24 protein-coding genes, 1 tRNA gene and 1 pseudogene are annotated in these 23,735 nt (G+C 64.5%); 15 read left to right on the forward strand and 11 right to left on the reverse strand.

Features of this window, described 5'->3' with window-relative positions; genetic code table 11:
• Positions 1-612 carry an MSMEG_1061 family FMN-dependent PPOX-type flavoprotein gene (locus ACIGKQ_RS20515; RefSeq protein WP_235724572.1) on the reverse strand — a complete coding sequence of 204 codons (612 nt, stop codon included), beginning with the start codon at positions 610-612 and terminating at the stop codon, positions 1-3.
• Between the two features lie 25 nt (positions 613-637).
• On the reverse strand, positions 638-1,876 hold the full coding sequence (locus ACIGKQ_RS20520) for an alpha/beta fold hydrolase (protein WP_396574789.1): 1,239 nt from the start codon (positions 1,874-1,876) through the stop codon (positions 638-640).
• Between the two features lie 123 nt (positions 1,877-1,999).
• Between ACIGKQ_RS20520 and ACIGKQ_RS20525 the strand changes: the two genes are divergently transcribed.
• Both ACIGKQ_RS20525 and ACIGKQ_RS20530 read left to right on the forward strand, forming a co-directional pair.
• Positions 2,000-2,440, forward strand: a complete 441-nt coding sequence (locus tag ACIGKQ_RS20525) for an SRPBCC family protein (protein ID WP_235724574.1) — start codon at positions 2,000-2,002, stop codon at positions 2,438-2,440.
• Positions 2,441-2,533: 93 nt separating this feature from the next.
• Entirely contained in the window at positions 2,534-3,037 is a 504-nt protein-coding gene (locus ACIGKQ_RS20530; RefSeq protein ID WP_396574790.1) for a hypothetical protein, read from the forward strand.
• A 77-nt stretch (positions 3,038-3,114) separates the two neighbouring features.
• On the opposite strand, the gene ACIGKQ_RS20535 is transcribed toward ACIGKQ_RS20530, so the two are convergent.
• A tRNA-Met gene (locus tag ACIGKQ_RS20535) sits at positions 3,115-3,191 on the reverse strand.
• A 185-nt stretch (positions 3,192-3,376) separates the two neighbouring features.
• Here ACIGKQ_RS20535 and ACIGKQ_RS20540 point away from each other — a divergent pair.
• Both ACIGKQ_RS20540 and ACIGKQ_RS20545 read left to right on the forward strand, forming a co-directional pair.
• Positions 3,377-3,652 carry a hypothetical protein gene (locus ACIGKQ_RS20540; protein ID WP_235724576.1) on the forward strand — a complete coding sequence of 92 codons (276 nt, stop codon included), beginning with the start codon at positions 3,377-3,379 and terminating at the stop codon, positions 3,650-3,652.
• 171 nt (positions 3,653-3,823) lie between these two features.
• Complete coding sequence (locus tag ACIGKQ_RS20545) at positions 3,824-3,967, forward strand: helix-turn-helix domain-containing protein (RefSeq protein WP_396574791.1); 144 nt, start codon at positions 3,824-3,826, stop codon at positions 3,965-3,967.
• A 17-nt stretch (positions 3,968-3,984) separates the two neighbouring features.
• Here the strand turns inward: ACIGKQ_RS20545 and ACIGKQ_RS20550 are convergent, their stop codons facing one another.
• The 4 genes from ACIGKQ_RS20550 to ACIGKQ_RS20565 are packed head-to-tail and all read right to left on the reverse strand — an operon-like array spanning position 3,985 to position 9,492.
• Positions 3,985-6,678 (reverse strand): ATP-dependent RecD-like DNA helicase, encoded by a 2,694-nt coding sequence (locus ACIGKQ_RS20550; protein WP_396574792.1) that lies wholly within the window; start codon positions 6,676-6,678, stop codon positions 3,985-3,987.
• 8 nt (positions 6,679-6,686) lie between these two features.
• Positions 6,687-8,627: an AAA family ATPase gene (locus tag ACIGKQ_RS20555; RefSeq protein ID WP_396574793.1), complete on the reverse strand. Its 1,941-nt coding sequence runs from the start codon at positions 8,625-8,627 to the stop codon at positions 6,687-6,689.
• Positions 8,628-9,353 carry a M48 family metallopeptidase gene (locus ACIGKQ_RS20560; RefSeq protein ID WP_396574794.1) on the reverse strand — a complete coding sequence of 242 codons (726 nt, stop codon included), beginning with the start codon at positions 9,351-9,353 and terminating at the stop codon, positions 8,628-8,630.
• On the reverse strand, positions 9,340-9,492 hold the full coding sequence (locus tag ACIGKQ_RS20565; protein ID WP_396574795.1) for a hypothetical protein: 153 nt from the start codon (positions 9,490-9,492) through the stop codon (positions 9,340-9,342). Before ACIGKQ_RS20565 ends, ACIGKQ_RS20560 begins: the two co-directional genes overlap by 14 nt.
• Before the next feature lie 95 nt (positions 9,493-9,587).
• On the opposite strand from ACIGKQ_RS20565, the gene ACIGKQ_RS20570 reads away from it, so the two are divergent.
• Positions 9,588-10,937 carry an IS1380 family transposase gene (locus tag ACIGKQ_RS20570; RefSeq protein ID WP_016895388.1) on the forward strand — a complete coding sequence of 450 codons (1,350 nt, stop codon included), beginning with the start codon at positions 9,588-9,590 and terminating at the stop codon, positions 10,935-10,937.
• Between the two features lie 98 nt (positions 10,938-11,035).
• On the opposite strand, the gene ACIGKQ_RS20575 is transcribed toward ACIGKQ_RS20570, so the two are convergent.
• Together ACIGKQ_RS20575 and ACIGKQ_RS20580 are read right to left on the reverse strand one after the other, a co-directional pair.
• Entirely contained in the window at positions 11,036-12,142 is a 1,107-nt protein-coding gene (locus tag ACIGKQ_RS20575) for an MFS transporter (RefSeq protein WP_327037320.1), read from the reverse strand.
• Between the two features lie 336 nt (positions 12,143-12,478).
• Positions 12,479-13,234, reverse strand: coding sequence for an IclR family transcriptional regulator (locus ACIGKQ_RS20580; protein ID WP_119699246.1), 756 nt, complete (start codon positions 13,232-13,234; stop codon positions 12,479-12,481).
• A 70-nt stretch (positions 13,235-13,304) separates the two neighbouring features.
• Here ACIGKQ_RS20580 and pcaH point away from each other — a divergent pair, with 70 nt between their 5' ends.
• From pcaH to pcaC, 4 genes are read left to right on the forward strand one after another with little or no spacing between them, the layout of a single operon-like run.
• Positions 13,305-14,072: a protocatechuate 3,4-dioxygenase subunit beta gene (gene pcaH, locus ACIGKQ_RS20585; RefSeq protein WP_006898356.1), complete on the forward strand. Its 768-nt coding sequence runs from the start codon at positions 13,305-13,307 to the stop codon at positions 14,070-14,072.
• Positions 14,069-14,638 (forward strand): protocatechuate 3,4-dioxygenase subunit alpha, encoded by a 570-nt coding sequence (gene pcaG, locus ACIGKQ_RS20590; protein ID WP_006898355.1) that lies wholly within the window; start codon positions 14,069-14,071, stop codon positions 14,636-14,638. Before pcaH ends, pcaG begins: the two co-directional genes overlap by 4 nt.
• Before the next feature lie 5 nt (positions 14,639-14,643).
• Complete coding sequence (locus ACIGKQ_RS20595) at positions 14,644-15,888, forward strand: lyase family protein (protein ID WP_396574796.1); 1,245 nt, start codon at positions 14,644-14,646, stop codon at positions 15,886-15,888.
• The gene (pcaC, locus tag ACIGKQ_RS20600; protein ID WP_016895384.1) at positions 15,885-17,084 is read left to right on the forward strand and encodes a 4-carboxymuconolactone decarboxylase; all 1,200 of its coding nucleotides are present in this window, start codon (positions 15,885-15,887) and stop codon (positions 17,082-17,084) included. Before ACIGKQ_RS20595 ends, pcaC begins: the two co-directional genes overlap by 4 nt.
• A 368-nt stretch (positions 17,085-17,452) precedes the next feature.
• Here the strand turns inward: pcaC and ACIGKQ_RS20605 are convergent, their stop codons facing one another.
• Complete coding sequence (locus tag ACIGKQ_RS20605; RefSeq protein WP_020171242.1) at positions 17,453-18,229, reverse strand: recombinase family protein; 777 nt, start codon at positions 18,227-18,229, stop codon at positions 17,453-17,455.
• 205 nt (positions 18,230-18,434) lie between these two features.
• Here ACIGKQ_RS20605 and ACIGKQ_RS20610 point away from each other — a divergent pair, with 205 nt between their 5' ends.
• Positions 18,435-19,394 (forward strand): TIR domain-containing protein, encoded by a 960-nt coding sequence (locus tag ACIGKQ_RS20610; RefSeq protein WP_083229418.1) that lies wholly within the window; start codon positions 18,435-18,437, stop codon positions 19,392-19,394.
• A 307-nt stretch (positions 19,395-19,701) separates the two neighbouring features.
• Here ACIGKQ_RS20610 and ACIGKQ_RS20615 read toward each other — a convergent pair whose 3' ends face one another.
• Positions 19,702-20,946: an alpha-D-ribose 1-methylphosphonate 5-triphosphate diphosphatase gene (locus tag ACIGKQ_RS20615; RefSeq protein WP_055476444.1), complete on the reverse strand. Its 1,245-nt coding sequence runs from the start codon at positions 20,944-20,946 to the stop codon at positions 19,702-19,704.
• Positions 20,947-21,122: 176 nt separating this feature from the next.
• On the opposite strand from ACIGKQ_RS20615, the gene phnC reads away from it, so the two are divergent.
• The 5 genes and pseudogenes from phnC to ACIGKQ_RS20640 all read left to right on the forward strand — a co-directional run.
• Positions 21,123-21,932 carry a phosphonate ABC transporter ATP-binding protein gene (gene phnC, locus ACIGKQ_RS20620; RefSeq protein WP_055476443.1) on the forward strand — a complete coding sequence of 270 codons (810 nt, stop codon included), beginning with the start codon at positions 21,123-21,125 and terminating at the stop codon, positions 21,930-21,932.
• A gap of 56 nt (positions 21,933-21,988) precedes the next feature.
• Positions 21,989-22,897 carry a phosphate/phosphite/phosphonate ABC transporter substrate-binding protein gene (gene phnD / locus ACIGKQ_RS20625; protein WP_055476442.1) on the forward strand — a complete coding sequence of 303 codons (909 nt, stop codon included), beginning with the start codon at positions 21,989-21,991 and terminating at the stop codon, positions 22,895-22,897.
• Positions 22,894-23,112 (forward strand): hypothetical protein, encoded by a 219-nt coding sequence (locus ACIGKQ_RS20630; RefSeq protein ID WP_396574797.1) that lies wholly within the window; start codon positions 22,894-22,896, stop codon positions 23,110-23,112. Before phnD ends, ACIGKQ_RS20630 begins: the two co-directional genes overlap by 4 nt.
• A 42-nt stretch (positions 23,113-23,154) precedes the next feature.
• Positions 23,155-23,445: a transposase gene (locus ACIGKQ_RS20635; protein WP_005195137.1), complete on the forward strand. Its 291-nt coding sequence runs from the start codon at positions 23,155-23,157 to the stop codon at positions 23,443-23,445.
• A pseudogene (locus ACIGKQ_RS20640) lies at positions 23,442-23,735 on the forward strand (IS3 family transposase); the annotation flags it as partial. The gene ACIGKQ_RS20635 and the pseudogene ACIGKQ_RS20640, both read left to right, overlap by 4 nt.

The raw sequence follows: 23,735 nt of genomic DNA on the forward strand, positions 1-23,735 counted from the left end.
TCAGTACAGCCACTTGCGGAACTCGGGTTCGGCGTAGGCCTTCTCGAGTTCGGCCTCGTCGAGTTCGGGCATCAGCGCCTTGGTGAGCTTGGCCGTACTCGGCACGGCGTCGGGTTCCCAGGTCTCCGGGCGCCACAGGTCGGAGCGGAGAAATGCCTTGGCACAGTGGAAGAACACTTCCTCGACGTCGACTTCCAGCGCCAGCAGCGGACGCACTCCCTTGACGGTGAGCGCGTCGAAGTAGTCTCCATCGTCGACGATGCGGGCGGTCCCGTTGATCCGCAACGTGTCTCCCCGTCCCGGGATCAGCGCGACCAGACCCACGTGCGGATTCTGCAGCACGTTCAGATACCCGTCGACGCGGCGGTTACCGGGCCGTTCGGGCAGCGCGACGCGGTGTTCGTCGAGGACGTGCACGATCTTGCCGGCTGGGTCCCCTTTCGGTGAGACGTCCATCCGTCCGGAGGCATCGGAGGTGGCCAGAAACACCATCGGACACGCCGCCAGCCACTCGACATGCACCCGATGCAGGGCGGGCCGAACCTTGTCGATCACCTTCTGATGCGGGTGTCCGACGATCTCGCGCAACTGCTGCTCGGTGGTTATCTGCACCCCACCATGGTCGCACTCAACAGAGTCACCGGATCGCCGAGTCCGCCATCGTGACGCTGGTGTGTACCTCGAGCTGGCCGGTGACGGTGCGGTGCACCGGGCATCGGTCGGCGATCTCACCCATGCGCCGGATCTGGTCGTCGTCGAGCGGGCCGGTCAGGCGGATCTCGCGATCGACGAACTCGATCCGACAGGGACGACCCTGTGCGTCGACGCAGTCCTTCGAGTGGCTTCGACGATGCCGCAACTGGACCGCCACATGTTCCAGCGGCAGACCCTTGCGTTCGGCGTACATGCGCAGCGTCATCGACGTGCACGCGCCCACCGCAGACAACAGCAGGTCATAGGGATTCGGACCGAGGTCGTCGCCCACCCCGAGCGGTTCGTCGGCGACCCAGAAGTGCCGCCCGGCCTGAATGCTCTGGGTGAGATGCCCGCGGTCGGATTCCTCGACGAGCACGGTCCCGCCGGGTGGCGGTTCGGATTCGGGTGCCACGACCGCGGGAAGGTATCGGGATGCCCACGCGGCCAACACGTCGGCGGCGTACTCGGCGTCCGCGTGTTTGCTGAGCAGATGGTCGGCACCGTCGAGCGCGACGAAGCTCTTCGGATGGCGGGCGGCGGTGTAGATGCGACGCGCGTTGTCGATGTCGACGACCTTGTCGAGTGGCGCATGCATCACCAGTAATGCGCGGCCGAGTTCGGGCAGGATCTTCTCGAGGTGCTGTTCATCGGCGTCGGCGAGGATATCGGCACCCACGGTGAAGGTCCGCCCGGCCAGGGTCACCTCGGCTTTGCCCTGCTCACGGATCCGCCGCAGCGCGTCGTCGGAGAAGACATGCCGGATCTGCCCCGGGTTGAACGGGGCCGCGATCGTGACGACGGCGGTGATGTCGGGCAGACGCGGGGCCGCGGCCAACGCGGCCGCCCCACCGAAGCTGTGCCCGATCAGCAGCCGCGGCGCCGCGTGGCGGGCGCCGAGCGCCTCCGACGCGAGGACGAGGTCTTCGACATTGGAGGTGAACGTGGTGTTCGCGAACTCCCCGTCGCTGGCCCCCAGGCCGGTGAAGTCGAACCGCAGCACCCCGAAACCTCGCTCCACCAGGCGTCGACTGATCCGGGACGCGGCCATCACGTCCTTGGAACAGGTGAAGCAGTGTGCGAACAATGCGTAGGCGCGGGGCTCGTCCTCCGGCCGGTCGAGCCGCGCAGCCAATTGCGTACCCGACGATCCGGTGAAGGTGAAGCGCTCGGTCCGAGTCATGGATGCCATCCTGCCCGACGACGGTGTTTACTCGGTCGTGGCGATCCACGTCTGACACCGCGGGCGCACTGCCATGATGGTGTTGGCCTGATGGTTACGCGGCGCGAAAGCAGGTAGGTGCGCATGGTCGACGTCATCACCCACATCACCATCCGACGGCCGGTCGCCGACGTCGCGACCTACGCCCAGGATCCGGCGAACGCCACGCACTGGTACGCCAACATCGAGTCGTCGCGGATGCGCACACCGCCGCCATTGGCGGTCGGCTCACAGATCGCGTTCGTCGCCCACTTCCTGGGCCGCCGACTCGAATACACCTACGACGTCGTGGAGATGGTGCCCGAGCATCGGTTCGTGATGCGGACCAGTGACGGCCCGTTCGAGATGGAGACCACCTACGAGTGGGAGCGGCTGGACACCGAGTCGACGCGGATGTCGCTGCGCAACCGCGGGCAGCCCACCGGCTTCGGAGCCGTCGCCGCCCCGTTCATGGCGTGTGCGATGCGCCGGGCGAACACCAAGGATCTGCGCCGGCTCAAGGCAGTGCTCGAACACTCCGACTGACCCCGCCCAACCGCACCACCGATAGCGGAAAAACATGGTGTGAGCAGTACAAACAGGGTTACGCGGAGCCCCCCGGGCGACTATCGTCAGGACATGGACCAGTCCGCGTTCTACGGGGTCGTCGCCGCGACGAATTTCACCCTGCTCGGGCTGTGGTGGGTGGCGATCAAGGACCGCGACGACCTCGGCGGAGGAACGAGAGCCGGACGCCGCATGGCCTATCTGGTGTCCCTGCAGTTCGTGATCCCGGCCGCCGTGTCGCTGCTGGCGCAGGTGGCTCCCGAGATCGCCGATGTGTGGCGAGCGGCGTTCACCGTGGCCGGAATCCTGGGCGCTGTCGGCATCACCATGCTGGCCCACCAGTTCGCGCTGCGCACCGACGCGCGGGTGCTGCCGTGGATCTTCGTCTGCGCCGGTGTGCCGCTGTATCTCGCCGTTGTGGTGGTGGCCGTCTGGCCGGGGTTCGCCGACGCGGTGAATCTTGCGCTCACCCCGATCGAACTCGAAGGGCTGTTGTTGAGCCTCATCGTGGTGCTCGGCGTCAACGAGGCGTGGTTCGTCGCGATGACGCCCCGTCGCGGAATGCCGGTGCGCTGACACCGTGGGCGCCTGCAGCCCGCGGACCCGAACAACAAAGAACCCTGCCAGGCTTTGTCCGGCAGGGGTTCTCGTGATGGTAGCGGGGACAGGATTTGAACCTGCGACCTCTGGGTTATGAGCCCAGCGAGCTACCGAGCTGCTCCACCCCGCGTTGCTGACCCCACTGTACACATCTCCCGCCGCGGGTGAAAATCGCGTCCCGACCGGCGACTGGACATGCGCGCCGAGCCACGTCACTGCCGCCGGCCACGTGTCTCAGAACACAGTTCACTTCATACCCCTAGGGGTATTATCGGAAGTGGAGCGGAAGGGATTCCCACAAAGGAGATGATGGCGATGTTCACCCTCCATCACACCGACCACGGCTATCACGAGGTCGCAGTTCTCGCCTACTTGTTCATGCTTCTCGGCTTCGCCGCGGGCGGCATCTGGATCGTCCTGCTCGCCGAGGCGACGACCGGCGCAGCGGTGACCGGAGTTGCCGCACTCGGCCTCCTCCTGGCTGCGACGACGATCCTGACGGTCATGACCAAGCGGTTGCACCACGACGCCCTGGTTCCCGACAACACCACCGTCGAGGTCGGCCACTACCTTCACGACTACCGGGACTGATGACTCTCGGGTGCCCCAGACATGCGAGAAGGCTCCGGAAGCACACTTCCGGAGCCTTCTCGAGTGGTAGTCCTTGCCGGTGCCAAGGTCAACACCCCAACTTCCACCGACCGACACCCTGACCAGGCACAATCGACCCGCAAACGCCTCCGATCGCGAATCACTAAGCAGATGCGGCGCGACGTCGTGCAGCTTTACGAGAAAGGCATGACGAGCCGAGCGGTTGCCGCAGAGGTTGGGATAGGACGCACAACTGTCTTGAACATCCTCAAAGACTGCGGTGCCATAGTCCGGCCACACGGAGCCCGGTACTGAATTGAGGCACGTCACTACTACGGGACCTGAGCCAGCCCGCGACGCTTCTTCAGTAGCGCGATGTCCTTCTTGTTGGCGACACGGCTGAGATTACCCAGAACTGCGTGCTCTGTCTCAGGCGTCCAGAAGATGCTCAAATTCTGGCGTGCTCTAGTGATGGCTGTGTAGAAGATGTTGTGCGAGATGTCGTCCTCGTTGGCATCGGTGATCACAACCTTCACCGAGTCGTACTCCAGGCCCTGTGCCTTGTGGATCGACACCGCGTAGGCGACTTGAAATGGGATCGAACCCTCCGCTGAATCGTCGTCATCATCGCCGGTGCCGCGTTCGTAGACGTCAAACTGCACGATCGAGTCCTTGACATAGCGCAGGTTGACGCCGTCGACGTCGAGCGCGGACACCGGTGTGTCCAATGAAACATCGAACTGAAGCCGTTCGGGGAAGGTCTGGATATCGACGATCGTGCCCTTGAGGTTGTTGTAAATCGTAGGGCGGAAGCGATCGGTCTCATTGAAGAGCACCGGGTCGCCGACCTTGAAGGTCGATGCGCCCCAGACGGTCGCGGCGCCAGGATTGCTACTCTGCAGGAAGCGGTTGACATTATTGATCCCGTAGAGCCCGTCGTAGTTCAAACACAGCACGATCTCATCACTGTGGCGTCTCGTGAATAGGCTCTGGTCAAGCACCGTCGAGTATCCGTTTCGAGCCAGGGTCTCAGCGATGTCGGGCTTCAGTTCGCGCACCGTTGACCAAAGGTCAAGCAGATCGGTATTCGTGGTCCGGAACGGCGTGGTCAGTTCGAACACGGCGGTTGCCGGGATGAACGAGCGCGCCAGGGAGAACCAGTTCCCGAACTGGATCGACTCGATCTGGTAGACATCGCCGACCAGCACGAGGAGCTTGAACGACGTCCGCTCGAGCACCTTGAGGAGGTCGGCGTTGCTAACGGTGCTGCACTCGTCGATTACCAGCACGTCGTAGTTCGTAGCGTCCCCGCGATGAATGTGTCCGCTGATGGTGCTGAACGTTGAGTTCTGCGCGCTTACGCGCCGCTTGAGGTTGTCGACCGCGGGGTTGGTGTGCGCGAGAAAAAGCTTCTCTTTAGTGTTGAAGTAGTGGGCGATGAGGCTGACTATCGTGGATTTTCCGGTGCCCGCAGCGCCGTAGATCAACGCCACTTGAGAGTCGACGAACAACCTCTCGAGTGCGTCGGCCTTGAGTGGATCATCGGTCGCCGTCGTGGTCTGGGCTAGCCACTGTCGTGCCGCACTGTCGTGTCCGGGCACGCCGGTGGCGGCGTGCCTCTGAAGTTCCTCGATGATGGAGACCGTGCCGTCCTCATACTCTTTGATGAAGATGTGCCCCTTGTCCTTCACGAGCCTGCGACCGGTATGCCTGTAGTAGATCTTCCCGTTGTAGGTCGCGATCAGCCGGTCGACATCACCCATATCCTTCAGCTCGGACTCGGAGGTATAGAGGAGGCCTCGGTCCTCGACATTCCGCTTGACGCGGCGGGCCAGGAGTTCGTCCATCCGACCAGTCATTTCCAGACTCGCGACGACGTCCGCGAACCGAGGGTTGTGCCGATACAAGGAAGTGCAGAAAGGCATGCGGTCGAACGGGCGACAGCCGTGTTCTAGGCAGAGATTCGACAAACCGTTGCACTCGTCGTAGGCATACTGCAGCTTGATGACTTGGTTATTCATGCGCAGCATCAGATAGCGCAGCACGTTGATCCCGGGCGCGTTCGCCTCATTCAGCTGGCGCACCCGGTCGAGCATCGGGAAGATCTGCGGTTGCTTCGACCGCTTGGTCGCCCAGGACTTCAGAGCCCCGTAGGTGGCACCCGGCATGTCAACGATGTCGAGCAGACTCGAGGCCGTCCGTGTCAGGTACTGCATCAAGTTTCGGTACTCAGAACTACCCGTGGACATCTTCACAGGCAGATCAAGGATTCGCGCGAAGTTATCAAACTCGCAGGGTCGGATCGACACCTCCCACTCCTGGATGAGCGTGATCGGCATAGTCTCGCCAAGTACCTGGATCGAGTCGCTTTCGAGGACAAGGTTCGCGGCATACTTGTCCGTGATGTCGATGTCGGTGAACCCGATGATGCGGTCGAACTTGCTGACTCTGTTGACCGCGTTGTAGAAAGTGACCTCGTAGTAGATGCGGCCGCCGGTGTAGAACGGCCGCACCGAGTGGATGTAATAGCGGTCCTTGCGACCCTGGCTCGAACAACCCACCTGAGCTACCTTGATTCGTTCCGCAATTTTCTGGTGATACTCCCGCAACGACGGGTCCAGATCGACTGGGAAGTCTTCGAGATTGTCCAAGATCTTGAGACCAAGCTGGGTGTCGACCAGTTCACGGGTGCGCAGCAGATAGTCGAAGTACTTGAGCATTAGACGCTCAGACGGATCACCGCCCATGGTGTAGTGGGACGCGCTGATCTGCAGCAGCTTGTGGAACCGCGATACGAAGTTCAGTTGCCCTCTCGAACCGACGTGAGACATAGCTGCGTCTACGGCTGTGTATTGAAACTCGCCGTCACCTCGCCCGGCGTGGAGCTTGACCGCGACTCCCTCGACGAGGTTGCGGAGTTGACTCAGGATGTTCTGGGCTAGGAGCGCGCGATCATGGCTCAGCGCAGTGATGTTGGAAGAAATCGCACTTGCGGCGCTCTGGATCTGTTGATCAACTGTTGCCATGGCTGTGTTTACGCGCCATTTCCATCGAGCGCCCGGCTTAGCGCATCGTGCACAGCCTTCAAAATCACACTTCCCTCCGTACTTGGAATTGCAAGCCCCTCCTCGACCAACCTACTAGCGATAACCCGCTTACCGGGCACCGTGTGGTTATTTGCCGTGGCCCATTCGCTGATGACATTTGGCCAAAGCAAGGTCTCATCGTTCGGAAAGTCCGGGACATCAGCTACTGTCACGCGCTCTTTGTCAGAAGCCTCATTTACCAGATCGACAATTACCCGTTTGTAGGCGACTGGGTCGAGCAGGTTCTCAAGAGTCAGGGCTCCGAGGGTAATGATGCGATTCTCGGCAACGCCAGCTTCGACGAGGGCCTTACGTAGTTCCTCGCCACCTTTGTCGCCGTCGACCAGAAAGGCGACCCGAGCTCCTTCAAGGTCGAGTTCGGGATACATGGAGACGGGAACTTCAGATAGTCCGGGAGCCACTTGATATTCGAGGTCCTCGACATCGATCGCCTTCTTGATCAGCGACGGCAACATCAGCATTTCGGTCGCGCCCTCCGCAAGCACGACCTTGCGTGCCGCTGAGAAAGCGGCAGCGCCTGCGCCCATCGCTAGCATCAATGGTGAGTACCCCACCCCCTTCGTCCAGAAGCTTGCCTCGATCAGACTCCGCTGACCATTCTGAGGGTCGGGCACGACAGCGCGGATGTTAGTTCCTAGATCAGGCGGCAAGCAGGCCGGTGAGTGGGTCGTGTAGATGATTTTTGCGGCCCGGGTCTGTGTCATGAATTCATTCACAAGGTCGGCCTGCGCATCGATGTGCAGGTGAGTCTCAGCCTCGTCGATTAATAGGATCGGCGGCACAGCCTGACCTTTGACGGTAAGGAATGCGACCAATGCCACGAACATCTGAACGCCCGCGCTCCGTTCGTGGAACTGCGTGATCGTTCGTCCATCCTGCTTGATGCGGATCTCCAGACTCACGCCGTTGATCTTGAGGTGAGCGGAGATCTTCGACTGATTCCAGACCTGCGTGAACTTGGCTAGGAGAGTGTGGTTGGCATCCTCAATCAGTGTTTCGCGAGCACCTTCATCTCCGTTATTGATTGTTTTCCAGAGCTCCTCGAGTGAAAGCTCGGCCATCGTGGAGATGTTGCGCAATGCCGCCGGCGGGTCGCTCACGCTTTCCGGAGTCAGTTCGTAGTTGGATGCCAGCAGCCGATCGTCCTCAGAGAATGCCAGAATGTCCGGCGAGCGATTGTAGAGAACCCGGGCAACTTCATCAGCGGGATCAGTTTTAGCAATCCACGCCTGAACTTGTTCGAAGGCCGCCCGGATATCGCCATCTAGGCCGTACTCCCCAAACTCCTCGATCCAAGCAGTTGGTGCAAGCTCACTCGCCTGCTTCTCCGCGTCGTGTTCATCACTAGCGCGTAGCACGTCTAGCGCTGCACTCATGCGGTCTGTGAAGGACTCACGTCGCTCGTCAACCTCTTCGCCCTCCTCTCGCTCGGCGGGCTTCAGATCAGCAATTGCAGCGTCTGTCGCTGCGGTCTTCAGTGCCTCTAAGGCAGACACCAGAGGTGCGAGATTCTTACGAGGGGCTGGCACAACTGTTGTACGGGTGTCGCTGGGTCCAGCGGTTTTGGAGAGCCAGAGTTCAGTCGGCTTGTCATTCAGGTCGAGATGCTCGACAGCAGCCTGATCTTCTTCGTTCAGCCGATATTGGATCCTGACCACCACATGATCATCGGCGACATCACCCAGCAGGCCGCGTGATCGTTGAGCCACGGTAAGCGACTCGTCGTTGTCTATGTAGGCGAGGGCCTTCAATAGGGTCGTCTTGCCAGCCTCGTTTGGACCGACGATGGCGACGACCTTGTGGTCTAGATTGATCTGTGCATCGGCCAATCTCCCGAAGCCGCTAAATTCTGCCTTCGTGAGCCGCATCTACTCTGTCCACTCCTCTGTACCAAGCGGTGCAGCATTCAATTGGTCTCGACGACTCCGCCAGTCCGGCAGATGCTGGTCCATCAACGTCGTGAACCGCTCCCCATGGTTCCGCTCAAAGTAGTGCGTCATCTCGTGGACGACGATGTACTCGAGGCAATCCGGGTGTTTCTTGGCAAGTTCGACGTTGAACCATATGTGCCTGGTTTCGCGGTTGCATGACCCCCACTTGGTCTTCATGCGTCGGATCGACCACTTGGGGACGGTCACGCCGAGCTTGTTCTCCCAGGTAGTGATCAGATCAGGTAGGGCATGCCGCAGCTGTTCGCGGTACCACTGGTCGAGGTAGTTGCGCCGCTTTTCAGCATCCGTCTCAGGTGGAACGTAGAGGACGAGGCGATCACCTTCTGGTTCGAAGTGCGCACGACCTGGCCGTTCAACAACCTTCAGACGCTTACGAACACCCCATATGTAGTGGCTCTCACCTGTCGTCATCTCGCGTTCGGTCTGACGGGGTGCGGCCTTGAGTTGTTCGCGCTGCCGCTTGATCCACGGAAGCCGCTGGATGACGGCCAGACGCACCTGATCATCGTCGAGCCGCTTCGGGGCAGCGACGCGGACACGGCCGAGGGGTGGGTAGACGCCGATGTGGAGGTTCTTGATGTCTTTGTAGATCACGTCGACATCGATGCCCCGGATGCTGAGGTATGCGCTAGCGGTACTCATCGCGAGCCTTCACTAGGTTGAACACCTCGTCGAGTTTGTCATCGCTGTACTCGTCGGGCAGGGTCCGGCGCAGCGCACGCTTCACAACCTTCTCCTTGAGCGGATTACCGACCCACGCATCGGGCTTCGTGGTTCGCACGGCTTCGTCCAGACTGCGTGCGATCTCGATGTCGGGCCAGGTGAAGTCGACGAGTGCTTTGCGTGCACCGTCGTTTACCCGCAGATGGTGTCGGGGTGGTCTCGCATGCCGGGGCTATCGTGCCTCGACTTCTGGCTGATCAGGTCGGTCTGACCGCCGAGCTGTCAGGGGCCATGGCTCGCCGCCGGTTCATCCCGATCCACGATCGCGGCCGGGTGTTGATCGATACCGCGGTGATGCTCGCCGATGGCGGCGAGTCCATCTCCGACATCGGCGTCCTGCGCCACCAGTCCGGCGCCCTGGGCCCAGTGGCGTCGGCGCCGACGGTGTGGCGCACGCTCGATGAGGTCACTGCCGGCAAGCGCAAGAAGATCCAGGTGGCGCGGGCTCGCACGCGGCGGCACGTGTGGTCCCACCTGCCCGGCGGAGTGCCCGCATCGGCGTGTGCGGGGCGGGATCTGGGATCGACGGTCGTGCTCGATGTGGACGCCACCATTGTGGTCACTCACAGCGAGAAGGAGCTTGCTGCGCCGACGTATAAGCGCACGTTCGGGTACCACCCGATCGGCGTGTGGTGCGACAACACAGAAGAGTTCCTCGCCGCGAGCTTGCGCCCAGGCAACGCCGGGTCCAACACCGCCGCCGACCACATCGACGTCCTGGGCCAGGCAATCGCGCAGATCCCCGCCAGTCATCGGCGTGATCTGCTGATCCGCTCCGACGGTGCCGGCGCCTCCCACGACCTGATCGACTGGATCACCGAGCAGAACCGCGTCCGTGGTCGACAGGTGGAGTACTCGGTCGGCTTCTCCATCACTGCCCCGATTCGCCGGGCCATCGCGACCTGCCCCGAAGCCGCGTGGGGACCAGCGCTCAACCCCAACGGGGACATTCGTGACGGGGCCGACATCGCGGAGCTGACCGGATTCCTCTCCCAACGGATGCTCGCCAAGTGGCCAGACGGGATGCGGGTGATCGTGCGCCGCGAGCGGCCCCATCCGGGTGCTCAGTTGTCGATGTTCGAGGAGATCGATGGATGGCGCTACCAGGCTTTTGTCACCAACACCACCGCCACGGGTCAGCTGCAATTCCTCGAGGCCAGGCATCGGGCTCACGCCCGGGTCGAGGACCGGATACGCCACGCCAAGGACACCGGGCTCGGGCGGCTACCTTCGCGGGGGTTCGCGCTCAACCAGGCCTGGCTCGTCGCGGTGATGATCGCAGCGGACCTCGTTGCCTGGACGCGGATGCTCGCTTGCACCGGCGAGGCCGCAGTCCTGGCGTTGTGCGAGCCCAAGGCACTGCGCTACCGCTTCCTTCACGTGGCAGCCCGGCTGGTCCGCAGCGGCCGACGGCGAAAAGTGAAGATCCCGGAAACATGGCCCTGGGCCGTCGCGATCGTCGCTGTGTTCAACACGATCGCCGCGATCCCCAAACCAGCCTGACCTCACATGCCCGCCCACGACATCACCACCCGGGGACCCGCCCACCGGCAGCGCCAGCCGGCACACACGCACGCCCACCCACGAAATCGATCCCGCCGTCACCCGACAGCAGCAGTCACACCGGCCCGTGAATCAGCGGGGCTAAGGGCCACCCCGGTGAGCACGGGGCCGATGGTATTGCCGATGTACGTGCCGGTCTGGACAATGCCGGTGGCCGCTGCGGTGGCCCCAGGCGCCATGTGCGAGATGAGGAAGTGCACCAGACCTGGCCACCCCCACCCCAGGCCCACCGCTAGCAGGACACCTACCACGTAGCTCCAGGTGGTGGGGATCGCCATGAGTGAAAGCCCGACGGCGCAGACGATGAGTGCTGTCTGGATCAGAGAAAGTGCTGACACGCCGCCTCGATCGACGACTCCGCCAATGACGATACGGGTCGCGGCTCCTAAGGCGCTGCCGACGGCCAGAATCACACCAGCCGGGCCGACTGCAATCCCCCGCTCCAGCGCGCCGATCACGGCAAAGGCCACGGCGGACGTAACGGCACCGCCCGCGAACATCGTCATCGCGGCCATCAGCACCAACGCCGAACGCATCTGGGTATCCCATTGCCCCGCCGGCCGGGTCGTACCCATAACGACCGGCATGGTCCGGGTCCGGGCCACGGGGACCAGTACGAGCATGCCCAGTACAGCCATCAGCAGGAAGGCCATGGACCATCCCAGAGTCAACGCAACCAACGGGATCGAAACGCCGGCGACCAACCCCGTCACAGGGACCGCGGCCTGTTTCACCCCGAAGGCCAGCCCGCACGAGGCGGCTGGGATGTGCGTGACGAGCAAGTGGTTGGAGGAAGGGTGCCCGAGACCGTTCCCGAGTCCCCCCAGGGATGCCCATACAATTAGCCACGGCCACGCAGAGATCCAGGACGCGCTGCCGGTCAGGCTCACGACCGCCAGAAGCAAGGCGGCGATGCCCATGCCTTTCTCGCTGAGCACACGACCAATCACACCGGTGCACGCGGAGGTGAGGGCGGCCGCAGCCCAGTAGACCCCTACCGCCAGGCCGATCCCGTAGGCCGGGACGCGGATTGTTGCGGTGATCTCCGTGGCCAGCGCCCCAAGGAGAAACACCGGCATGTTTGTTAAGACAGTCACCAGTACGGCCACAGCCAAAGCGGCGAATCCACGGCCCGGATGTCTCACGCGCTGTGACCTGCCACCGGGGCATCCGATGCCGCATCCATCTCCGGCACGCTGCGCTTACGCACCCGTGGGCAGGGCGGTAAAAAGTTCATGGCTGGCATTCCTGCCCTTCCAGGTCAAGGCTGTGGTGCGAGCAATACCGCTTCTGAAGTGCCCCGGGTTTGATGGGCACATTGGTGTGCCCCGGGTTTGATGGGCACATTGGTGTGCCCCGGATTCCGTGGGGTTCGATTTTTTGAATTCTCATGCCTCAAGTACGACTTCGCCGGACATCGGTCTAGATGGGTCAGCGTCGGCCCCTGTCTCCCCTCTGGCCCGCGTCAGATCTTCTTCCCATCACCCGCCTGACGCCAGTTCCCGGCCGATACCGAACGCCGCGGCCTGGAGGACTCCGACGAGGCGGGTCCTGTCCCTCGTCAAGCGGGGAACCACCAGTCCGAGGGATGCGACGACCGCGGTGTCTCGAAGCACGGGGACGGCCACCGAGCACGCCCCGAGGGACATCTCCTCGGCCGTTGTCGCGTACCCGTTGCGCCGCACCCGGGCCAGCTGCTGGCGCAGGAGCCCGGGCTGGGTCACCGTGTACGGCGTCATTCGGGTCAATGACCCGAGCGTCTCGGCGAGCACGTCGTCGGGCGCGTGCGCGAGCAGCACCTTCCCAACCGCCGTGCAGTGCAGCGGCAGTCGGGAGCCGACGGTGCTGACGATCGGGACGGACGCCGTGCCGGACAGCCGGTCGAGGTACAACACCTCGGCGCCCTCGCGCACCGCGAGGTGCACGGTGGCCAGCGTCGCGCCGTACACGTCGTGGAGGAACGGCTCGGCGATCTGGCGCAGGCCGGTCTGGGTCGGCGCCAGTAGTGCGAGCTCCCAGATCCGGCGACCCACCACGTACTCGCCGGTCGGCCGCCGCACCAAGCCGCCCCAGGTGGCCAGTTCGGCCACCAATCGGTGAGTGGTCGGCAGCGGTAGACCCGCCCGACGCGCAATCTGGCTCAGCGTCATCGCCCGGTGCTCATCGTCAAAGGCGCCGAGAACGGTCAGCAGGCGCGAGGCGACACTGGCTCCCGGGTCGGAGGTGTTGCCGGCCATCGTCGCCCCCCTTTCACTCAGTGAACGATATAGCTCGAAGCGTACGCCCCGGCCACCTACCGTCGGGCTGGTGAGCACTCCTGACCTATCGACCCAAGCCGAGATCAGCGCCGAGATCGCCGACCTGTCCGCCGGCACCGACCCGTCCGCTATCCGGCCCCGCCTCGACTACTCCCCGTACCGCAGCAGCCTCCTGCGGCATCCGACCAAGGATCTGCACCAGGTCGATCCGGAAGGCGTCGAGTTGTGGTCTCCGTGCTTCAGCCACCGGGACGTCGATCCACTCGAGGCCGATCTGACGATTCAGCGCTCGGGCGAGCCGATCGGCGAGCGCATCACGATCTCCGGCCGGGTCGTGGACGGCGACGGACGCCCGGTCGCGGGCCAGCTGGTCGAGATCTGGCAGGCCAACGCCGGAGGACGCTACATCCACCAGCGTGATCAGCACCCTGCGCCGCTCGACCCGAACTTCACCGGCGCCGGGCGGTGCCTGACCGGTGCGGACGGTAGCTACTCATTCCAGACGATCAAACCGGGTCCGTACCCGTGGCGGAACCACCGCAATGCGTGGCGTCCCGCCCACGTGCACTTCTCCCTGTTTGGCACCGAGTTCACCCAGCGCATCGTCACGCAGATGTACTTCCCGGGCGATCCCCTGTTCGCGCTGGACCCGATCTACCAGTCGATCACCGACCAGGGCTCCCGTGACCGCCTCGTCGCCCGCTACGACCATGACCTGACGCGACCCGAGTGGTCGACCGGCTACCGGTGGGACATCGTGCTCACCGGCGCCCACCGCACCTGGACCGAGAACAACGACGACAAGGACCACGCATGAGCCCCCGCCTGCACCCCACGCCCGGCCAGACGGTGGGCCCGTTCTTCCACTACGCACTCCCCTATGACGGCGACTCCGAACTGGTGCCTGCGAGCAGCCCGGGTGCGATCCGGTTCCACGGCCGCGTGCTCGACGGTTCTGGTGCGCCGGTCCCCGACGCGCTGGTCGAGCTCTGGCAGGCGGACGCGTCCGGCGCGATCGTCCAGCAGCCGGGCTCGTTGCGCCGCGACGGTTGGACGTTCACGGGCTGGGGCCGGTCGTCGACCGACAACGCCGGCCACTACTCGTTCTCGACGATCGCGCCGGGTGGGGTCGACGGGGGCGCACCGTTCTTCGCGCTCACGGTGTTCGCGCGTGGCCTGCTCGATCGGCTCTTCACACGCGCATATCTGCCGGGACACGAGGCCGCCCTCGCTGCGGACCCCCTTCTCAGCAGCCTCGAGCCGGACCGTCGCGCGACGCTGGTCGCGGAGGCCGATGCGCAGGGACATGCGTTCGACATCCGTCTGCAGGGCCAGGGCGAGACCGTCTTCCTGACGTTCCCGGGCCACGGGGCGGCACACTGAACGCCATGACCGACCTGTTCTGGCCCGGCGACGAGCGCGCCGGCGACCTGATGAGTGCTGAGGCGTTGCTCGCCGCCATGGTCAGGGTGGAGTCCGCGTGGCTGGACGCTCTCGTGGCCTCCGGGCTCGCGCCGTCCGCCGCCGCCACCGACCTCGCCCCGCTCGTCACCGCCGACGATCTGCCGCACATCGCGGCGGCAGCCGAGGGCAGCGGCAACCCCGTCGTCCCGCTCGTCGGGCTGCTCCGCTCGCGAGCGCCGCAGCCCGCCGCCACCTGGCTTCACCGCGGGCTCACCAGCCAGGATGTCCTCGACACCGCCCTCATGCTCGCGCTGCGCGATGCGCTCGAACGGCTGATCGGCGAGCTGCGCGCCCAGGTGACCGCTCTCGCCCGTCTCGCCGCGCAGCACGCCGACACGCCGATGGTCGGTCGCACCCTGACCCAGCACGCCGTCCCCACGACGTTCGGCGCCGTCGCCGCAGGCTGGCTCGACGGCCTGGTCGACGCCGCCGATCTGGTCCAGGACGCCCGCTCCCTCCTGCCGGTGCAGCTCGGCGGGGCGGTCGGCACTCTGTCGGCGGCCACCGAGCTGGCGAACCTGCGGGGGCACGAGGATCCCCAGGGGACCAGCGCCGACCTGGTCGCCAGCACCGCCGCGGCCCTGGGGCTACGGGAACTCCGCCCGTGGCACACCTCGCGGGCGACGGTCACCCGGACGTCCGACGCGCTGGTCTCGTGCACGGACGCCTGGGGACACGTCGCGACCGATGTCGCGACGCTGGCGCGGACCGAGATCGGCGAGCTGGCCGAGCCGACGGCCGAGGGCCGCGGTGGCTCGTCGACGATGCCGCACAAGAACAACCCGATTCTTTCCGTACTGGTGCGCCGCGCAGCCCTGGGAGCCCCCGCTCTGGCCGCGACGATGCACCTCGCCTCCGCCACCGCGGGCGACCAGCGCCCGGACGGCGCGTGGCACGTCGAGTGGTCGACCCTGCACATGCTCGGTCGACGCAGCGTCGTCGCCGCGTCCCAGACCACCGAGCTGCTGCAAGGTCTGCACGTGGACGCCGAGCGCATGCGCGCGACGCTCGACCGGTCGACCGACAGCGTGCTGGCCGAGCGCCGCACGATCGCCGGGCTGCTGGACAAGACCGCCGATTCCGACCCGACCACCTACCGCGGGTTCTCCGAGGACCTCATCGTGGGCGCCGTGGAGCGGGCCCAGACCTTCTTGGAGGAGAACGAGTGACCGTCCCTCGCATCACAGCCGTCCAGCTCGGCGGTTCACCCGCCATGCCCCTGCTCGTCCTCGGGCCCTCGTTGGGCACGTCGGCTCAGTCACTGTGGGCGCGCTGCGCCGCCGGCCTCACCGATCGCTTCGAGGTCCTCGCGTGGGACCTGCCCGGGCACGGATCCAATGTCGGTTCGGCCGAGCCGTTCACGATGGCCGAGCTGGCCGCCGGTGTCCTCGAGATGGTCGACGACGTGGTGGCCCAGCGCGACACGTTCGCCAGCACTTTCACCTACGCGGGCGACTCGGTGGGAGGCGCCGTCGGGCTGCAGCTGCTGCTGGACGCACCCGCGCGCATCGACTCCGCTGTCCTGCTGTCGACGGGCGCACGGATCGGCGAGCCGGATGCCTGGCGGACACGGGCCACGTCCGTGCGCGCGTCGGGCACCCCGTCGATGATCGAAGGGTCGGCCCAGCGTTGGTTCGCACCCGGATTCCTGGAGCGGGAGCCGGAGATCGGCGCAGCCCTGCTGCACGACCTGCGGGACGCCGACGACGAGGGCTATGCGCTGGTGTGCGAGGCGCTGGCGGGCTTCGACGTCCGTGACCGCCTCGGCGAGATCGAACCGCGAGTGCTGGCGGTGTCGGGTCTGCTCGACGTCCCCACTCCGCCGGCCGATCTCGCGGCTATCGCCTCCGGAGTCCGGAACGGGCGGCTCGTCGTCCTCGACGGCGTCGCGCACCTGCCCCCGGCCGAGCAACCGTCCGAGGTCGGCCAACTCATCCGCGATCACGCGAACGCGGGGCAGGCGGTTGCCGCTCCCACGACCGTCGCCGGGGTGCGCGACGCCGGCATGGCGGTGCGCCGGGCGGTCCTGGGCGACGCCCATGTCGACCGCGCGACCGCGGCGATCACCGATCTGACCGCCGACTTCCAGGATTTCATCACCCAGTACGCCTGGGGGTCGGTGTGGACGCGTCCGGGTCTTGACCGGCGCAGCCGCTCACTCATCACGCTGACCGCCCTGGTGGCCCGCGGCCATCACGAGGAGCTGGCCATGCACGTGCGGGCCGCGCGTACCAATGGGCTGACCAACGACGAGATCAAAGAGTTGCTGCTCCAGACGGCGATCTACTGCGGCGTGCCCGATGCCAACGCGGCCTACCGCATCGCCCAGCGCGTGCTCGACGAGCTGGACCACCCCGCTTACTAGGAGACTGCTGCACAATCCTCGTGGCAGGAGCCCGGTGTGGTGGCTGGCGTGAAATCCTGTGGCTATGCAGGGTTGTGATTGTGACTTTCGCGGGTAAGTGGCGGTGGCGGTGGTCTACGGACGTTTCGCGGCGGTCTCACTGGCGAGTGGTGGTCACCCGGGCGCGCACTAGGTCGCGCCGAACGAGACGGTGGAGCTCATTCCAACCGGAACTCACTGACGCGTGCTCGAACCCTCGTCGTCCATGCCGTAGCGGGGATCTCCGAACGCGGCATCTCGACGCAAGGGCTACGACTTCGGTGTCATGTAAGGGTGTCGCACCAGCTTCGTCGCGCAGTGGGCGGGCTAACGCGACGTGTCGGCGGCGCCTACTTCCTTACTCGCTGGAGTGCGCGGTAGAGCGTGGATCGACCCACCCCGAGATCCCGGGCGATAGCTGACGGCCCCTCCCCCGCCTCGATACGGGCAAGGGCCTTGTCGATCTGCTCCTCAGTCAGGACGCGTTTGCGTCCCTTGTACTTGCCCTTCGCCTTGGCGATGGCGATACCCTCGGCCTGGCGTTCGCGAATGATGGCCCGCTCGAACTCTGCGAACGCCCCGAGCAGCGAGAGCATCAGGTCGGCTCGAGGATCCTGGGCACCGGCAGCGTAGGTGGCCCGCTCGTGGACGAACCGCACACTCGCACCCTTCGCGGTGACCTCGCCGACGATCTGCTTGAGATCAACCAGGGAACGAGCGAGTCGGTCCATCGACGCGACAACCAGCTCATCACCGTCCCGCAGATACCTGATGCACTCTTCGAGCTTTACGCGATCAGCGCGCGAGCGTGCCGACTGTTTCTCGATATAGACCCGGTCGCACTCCCCCACCGCCTCGAGCTGACGCGCCTCGTTCTGATCCGCGGCTGACACCCGCACGTACGCCACCCGCTGCCCACGCGCATGCGAAGATCGGCGAGCCGGCTTCGGATCTGGCTTCGGCTTTGGCGTTACCTCGATGACGTTCTCCGAGTCCGTCGACTCCACCCGAAAGTTCCAACCCAACTCATCCCGACGACGGAACCGAGTCCGCACCTTCCCGCGGCTGACGATGAGCACCTCCTCGCCACCCGAACGATTCAGCAACGTCCCGATCCGATCAGCCATGAGGGGACCCTTTCGCCCGGAATCTGTATCAATAGATCCTAGACCCCCCGGGAGAACGTTTCATAAGTATCAAACTAGACCCTGTGACACAGCAGCGACTGCCGGCGGCGCATCGTCCCGCACGGGTGTACCCCACCAGGACGTTGCCCGTTCACGGCCGGATCACCTGCCTGCCTCACCCCTCCCACTGCGGTAACATCGCTCGATGCCTTCCGCGACATTTAAACGCGCCGATTCCCGCTACTTCGCTTCCAGCCTAAGCGAGGGCACAACCCATTCTGGAATTGACACGTTCGAGGGGCCACTTGGCATTACAACCGAGGGAAATAAAGGAGAACGAAGCAACAAGATAGTGCAGCACATCTTTAACGGTCCGAACACTGATCTACTCCTTATTGAGCTTCTAAACTTCCTATACGTAGAAAACAGCTACGCTGACACATCCGACAGCAATCCTTCATACGCCAACTTGCGCAAGCGCGTACTGGACCCTCGAGGCATATCGCTCACCGAGAGCGGGTACACCCTGCCAGATGGTCGGGACGTTGACGACCTTCGTGCATCCAACGGCGCCCTTGAAAATGAGCGCTCCGCAGTCTCTAAGCCGGTTACAGCCATACAGTCCCCTGACACGCCAATTGAGAATAGAGATCCCGCCAAGATATTTATAGTTCACGGCCGAGACGCACGTCCGCTTGTTGCCCTTAGAACATATCTATTGTTTCTGGGGCTTCATGACATCTCGTGGTCAGAGGCAGTAAAACTGACCGGGGAACCCCAACCGCACACTTACGATATTGTCCGTGCCGGAATGCTGCATGCCTCAGCCACGATCGTAATTTTCTCCCCAGACGACCTCGCCCGAGTTAAGGACGAATTCTCCGAGACCGGAGATCCGGATCGAACCCCTCAAGGTCAAGCTCGACCGAACGTACTTCTGGAAGCTGGAATGTCATTCGCCATGGCCCCCGAGCGCACGATATTTGTCAAGAGCGGGCCGTCCAGGGAAATTTCAGATATCGCCGGGTTCAACTGGATCAAGCTCGACGGAAAGTGGGACAGTCGGCTCGATCTCAAGTATCGACTAGAAACCGCTGGCGCTTCCGTTAGGGCAGGAACATATGACCTTCAAGACCCGCTAGCTGGACCCTTCATGGTCCAGTAGTCCACTTCCGCCGATAATGTCATATTCCGTCATGCTTGCTGGTCAGTGGGCGACCGATTGCCGCTGACAGCGCGGACTGCGTGTGCGGTCATTTTCGGTGTGACGTCCGAGGAAGGTTCGCTCCCCTCGACGCCGTGGTCAGTCGAGAGTCCGGTCAAGCCCCGTGTGGTGGTGTAACTCGTTTCTGATCCTTCGCTTGCGGTCAGGCGGGGAGTTGCATCAGGTCATCGGTGCTCACCTCCGTCGGACTGGTGTGAGACAGCCGAAGCGGTGACAGTCCTCGTGGCCTACTGCCGCTGAATCCGAGCTACTCGCGGGCAGCGGTATGCGACTGAGTCGAAATGACGTGGGCGACGGGCCACGTCTTGCTGAGGTCGGTCAGGACCAGGTCGGCTCGGAAGCCTTCGGTCAGCACGCCACGGTCGTTGAGACCGACACAGGCGGCCGGGCCTGAGGTGATCAGCCGCACGGCGTGCGGGAGTGAGAGGACACCGTCGCGCACAAGTCGCACTGCGGCTGGGAGCATCGAGGAGGGAAGGTAGTCGCTGGCCAGGGAGTCGGCCACACCGGCGACGACGAGCTCGGCTGCCGAGACGTTCCCGGTGTGGGAGCCGCCACGGACGACGTTCGGGGCGCCAGCAACGACGAGCATGCCTCGGTCGCGGGCGGCACGGGCGGCGTCCAGGGTCGTTGGGAACTCCGCCACGGTGCAGCCGCGGTCGGCGGCAGCCGCGACGTCTTCCGGGGTGGCCAGGTCGTGGCCGAAGAGCCGGATGTGTCCGGTCCGGGCCAGGTCGCCCAGCCACGTGAGGGTGCGGTCGCGCACGGCGAGACGTTCGGCGCGGGTGCAACGCCACCGGTCGACGTGGTCGACCGCAGCAGCCTCGGCCATGCCCTCGTTGGTGATCAGCCACCGCTGCATGGTCGTGGGGTCGGCGAACTGCCCCTGCCCCGGTGTGTGGTCCTCGTGAGAGACGATCGGTACCCGTGCGTGTGGGGGATCATTCGGTGTGGTGATGCTCCGACGCGTTTCAGAATCCGCGGAGTCGTCGAATGCGGCCAGCTCCGTTGCGAGCAGCGTCCGGCCGTACTCGCAGCGGGCGTCCAACCGGTGCAAGACTTGGTGGTCGACCTGGGTGTCGTCAGCGTGACGCAGCGAATCGGACAATTCTGCCGCAGCGGGGGAACCGATCGTCGTTCCCACGATGGAGCGCTCCTGGAACGCAAGGCCATGGAAGGCGGTCGTGATACCTGCCGCGCGTAGACGGCCGCCCGCCGACATCAGTGCGAAGGCAGGGTCTAGGACGACGCCCGGTCGCGGCCGGGTCTCCCGCGCGAGGATGTCGGTGTGGACATCGACCAGGCCCGGCAGCAAGTGGGCGCCGTGGGCGTCCAGGGTGCAGCCGGCACCCGGCGGGTGTGGGCCCACCTCGGCGATCCGACCCTCGCGCACCACCACTCTTGCGTTATCCACCACCCGATGGGGCAGCACCGCTGTGACGTGGCCGATCACAAAATCTGTCGGCGTCCAACACGAGTTCCCAAAGGTCATGACGACACATTCTGACAGGGCCCTATGGCCGTCGCATGAACGCGGAAGCCATCGGCCGTTCACCGGCATCGGATGGTCGGACGGGGTTCACTCACCGTTCTCTCAACCCTAATCGCCCGTTCGTAAGTCCTCTATAGGTTTCGGGGTGTTCGACCAAGTCCTATAGAGGGGTTTCCATGATCGAGCTCGTCGAGGTGAGCAAGACCTACAAGGGGGGCGTGCAGGCGCTGCGCCGAACCGACCTGACGATCGAGGCCGGGCAGGTGACCGTGCTGCTCGGTCCTTCGGGAGCCGGCAAGTCGACGCTGCTGCGGTGCATAAATTTGCTCGTGCAGCCCACCACCGGGACTGTGCGTGCCGCCGGTCTCCCGGCACTGGACTCGCGCCGTGCATTACGACGGCATCGCCGGCGCACTGGCATGGTTTTCCAGCACCACCATTTGGTCCCGCGGTACACCGCGCTGCGCAACGTGCTGCTCGGCCGAGTCGGCTACCACAGTTTCTGGCACGGTCTCCTGCCCGCTGGTCGCGCCGACGAGCGCATCGCCCTCGAGGCGCTCGACCAGGTGGGTCTGCTCGACAACGCGCTCACCCGGGTCGACAATCTCAGCGGCGGCATGCAGCAGCGCGTCGGCATCGCCCGCGCACTCGCCCAACAGCCGCAGCTGATCCTCGCCGACGAACCGGTTGCCAGCCTCGACCCGGCCACCGCAGGCCGAGTGATGGCGCTGTTGCGCCGTGTCTGTCACGACAACGGCATCACACTCGTCGCCAGCCTCCACCAGGTCGACCTGGCCCTTGAGCACGCCGACCGCATCGTCGGCCTCGCACACGGCGAGATCGTGCATGACAGCCCCGCGTCCGATGTCACCGATGACGCCATCCGACTCATCTACGAAGGCGTCACTGAGGAACCCAACGGGGAATCCGACGGCGACGCCGTCACCAGTACTGTCACCGGCCACCTCGCTGCTGGTGTCCGCTGACCGGAAGCTGTTCGCATCACCCGAATCACATTCACCAGATCCTGGAGTTCTTCACAATGACCAGACCAGCCCGTTCCACAGTTGCCGCCCTGGCGGCGCTGATCTCTTTCGCGCTTGTTCTCACCGGCTGCGGCTCCGGCTCCACCTCCGAGCCTGCCGCCGGCGAGGTGCCTGAGACCCTCCGCGTGGCCCTGCTGCCCGACGAGAACGCGTCTCAAGTGATCCAGGACAACGAACCGCTCAAGGAATACCTAGAGGACGAGTTGGGCGTCGAGGTCGAACTCATCGTCACCACCGACTACTCCTCGATGATCGAGGCGATGACCCGCGGCCGGTTGGACCTGGCCTACTTCGGGCCATTGTCCTACGTGCTCGCCCAGGAGCAGGCCGACATCGAGCCCTTCGCCGCGCTGCAGGAGGAAGAAGGCGCTGCCCCCACCTACCAAGGGGTGTTTCTCGCCAATGCCGACTCCGGCATCACCACACTCGACGACGTCGCTGGCAAGACCGTCGCGTGGGGAGACCCGGCCAGCACCTCCAGCCACCTGATACCCAAGGCCATGCTCGCCGAGGAAGCGGACCTGCGCGTCGACGACGGCGACTACGAAGAACAGCACGTCGGCGCCCACGACGCGGTGGCGCTGGCAGTGCAGAACGGCAACGCCGACGCGGGCGGCATGAGCCTGCCCATCTACGAGCGCATGGTCCGAGACGGGACCATTGACCCTGAGGTGGTCGTGACCGTCCAGGAGTCCGAGCCCTACTACAACTACCCGTGGACTATGCAGACGAATCTGCCCGAGGACTTCAAGGACAAGGTGCGGGCGGCGTTTTTAGAACTCGACGACGACGCCGTGCTCGAGGCGTTCGAGGCCGCCGGTTTCGGACCTGTGACCGATAAAGACTACGACGCGGTGCGCGACCTCGCGCCCCTGCTGGACATCGACCTGGCGGACTACCAGTGACCGCCGACACTTTGCCGGACCCCGTCGAGGAACGGCGGGAAGAACAGTACCGGGACATCTCCCGTCGGGTGTGGATTGGCTGGGGGCGCAACAGCGCCGCCATGGGCGTCGTCGGCGTCCTGGTGCTGGTGTGCGTCTGGGCGGTGGGACTACTCGACGGCGAACGGATGATCACCGGGCTGGCCGACATCGCCGACCTCCTGGGCGACATGTGAGGTTCCCCCCGAACCGTAGAGGCATCGATAATGAGGAGCACGATGCCAGAGAAGCGGAAGAAGTACGACCGGGAGTTTCGTGATGGGGCGGTCCGGATCGTCGAGGAGACAGGTAAGCCGATCGCCCAGGTCGCTCGAGACCTGGGGGTCAACGAGGGCACCTTGGGTAACTGGGTCAACCGGGCGCGCGCCGAGCGGGAGGGCCGCGGCGAGCTGACCGTTGATGACGCTGCTGAGCTCAAACGGTTGCGTGACGAGGTCGCCGAGCTGCGCATGGAGCGTGATGTCCTCAAGCGATCAGTGGTCCTGTGGGTGAAGGAGGCGACGAAGTGAGCGTGGCACGCTTTATCGCCGACCAGAGGACCAGCTATCGGGTGCCACACGCGGTGTCCTGCCGGCTGCTCGGGGTCAGCGAGGCGTGGTTCTACAAATGGCATAAGCGGACCCAATCGCCGGGTGCGGCAACGGGTTTGCACACCACCCGCGACTATCGCCGGGACACCATCGACCGGGCCGTGGCGGTGGCGTTCGACAAGGCCCGCGGCCTGCACGGGTCACCGCGCCTGCATGCGGATCTGCGTGCTGACGGGTGGACGGTGACCGAGAAGACTGTCGCTGATTCG

This window comes from Gordonia sp. NPDC062954 (assembly GCF_044543825.1).
Classification (GTDB): domain Bacteria; phylum Actinomycetota; class Actinomycetes; order Mycobacteriales; family Mycobacteriaceae; genus Gordonia; species Gordonia tangerina.

Bases quoted from the DNA above. Each gene is read 5' to 3' on its own strand.
- ACIGKQ_RS20520 (WP_396574789.1), bottom strand. From the start codon at position 1,876: ATGACTCGGACCGAGCGCTTCACCTTCACCGGATCGTCGGGTACGCAA.
- ACIGKQ_RS20525 (WP_235724574.1), top strand. From the start codon at position 2,000: ATGGTCGACGTCATCACCCACATCACCATCCGACGGCCGGTCGCCGAC.
- ACIGKQ_RS20530 (WP_396574790.1), top strand. From the start codon at position 2,534: ATGGACCAGTCCGCGTTCTACGGGGTCGTCGCCGCGACGAATTTCACC.
- ACIGKQ_RS20540 (WP_235724576.1), top strand. From the start codon at position 3,377: ATGTTCACCCTCCATCACACCGACCACGGCTATCACGAGGTCGCAGTT.
- ACIGKQ_RS20545 (WP_396574791.1), top strand. From the start codon at position 3,824: ATGCGGCGCGACGTCGTGCAGCTTTACGAGAAAGGCATGACGAGCCGA.
- ACIGKQ_RS20550 (WP_396574792.1), bottom strand. From the start codon at position 6,678: ATGGCAACAGTTGATCAACAGATCCAGAGCGCCGCAAGTGCGATTTCT.
- ACIGKQ_RS20555 (WP_396574793.1), bottom strand. From the start codon at position 8,627: ATGCGGCTCACGAAGGCAGAATTTAGCGGCTTCGGGAGATTGGCCGAT.
- ACIGKQ_RS20560 (WP_396574794.1), bottom strand. From the start codon at position 9,353: ATGAGTACCGCTAGCGCATACCTCAGCATCCGGGGCATCGATGTCGAC.
- ACIGKQ_RS20580 (WP_119699246.1), bottom strand. From the start codon at position 13,234: ATGGCCGGCAACACCTCCGACCCGGGAGCCAGTGTCGCCTCGCGCCTG.
- pcaG (WP_006898355.1), top strand. From the start codon at position 14,069: ATGAGCCCCCGCCTGCACCCCACGCCCGGCCAGACGGTGGGCCCGTTC.
- ACIGKQ_RS20595 (WP_396574796.1), top strand. From the start codon at position 14,644: ATGACCGACCTGTTCTGGCCCGGCGACGAGCGCGCCGGCGACCTGATG.
- ACIGKQ_RS20605 (WP_020171242.1), bottom strand. From the start codon at position 18,229: ATGGCTGATCGGATCGGGACGTTGCTGAATCGTTCGGGTGGCGAGGAG.
- ACIGKQ_RS20610 (WP_083229418.1), top strand. From the start codon at position 18,435: ATGCCTTCCGCGACATTTAAACGCGCCGATTCCCGCTACTTCGCTTCC.
- ACIGKQ_RS20615 (WP_055476444.1), bottom strand. From the start codon at position 20,946: ATGACCTTTGGGAACTCGTGTTGGACGCCGACAGATTTTGTGATCGGC.
- phnC (WP_055476443.1), top strand. From the start codon at position 21,123: ATGATCGAGCTCGTCGAGGTGAGCAAGACCTACAAGGGGGGCGTGCAG.
- phnD (WP_055476442.1), top strand. From the start codon at position 21,989: ATGACCAGACCAGCCCGTTCCACAGTTGCCGCCCTGGCGGCGCTGATC.
- ACIGKQ_RS20635 (WP_005195137.1), top strand. From the start codon at position 23,155: ATGCCAGAGAAGCGGAAGAAGTACGACCGGGAGTTTCGTGATGGGGCG.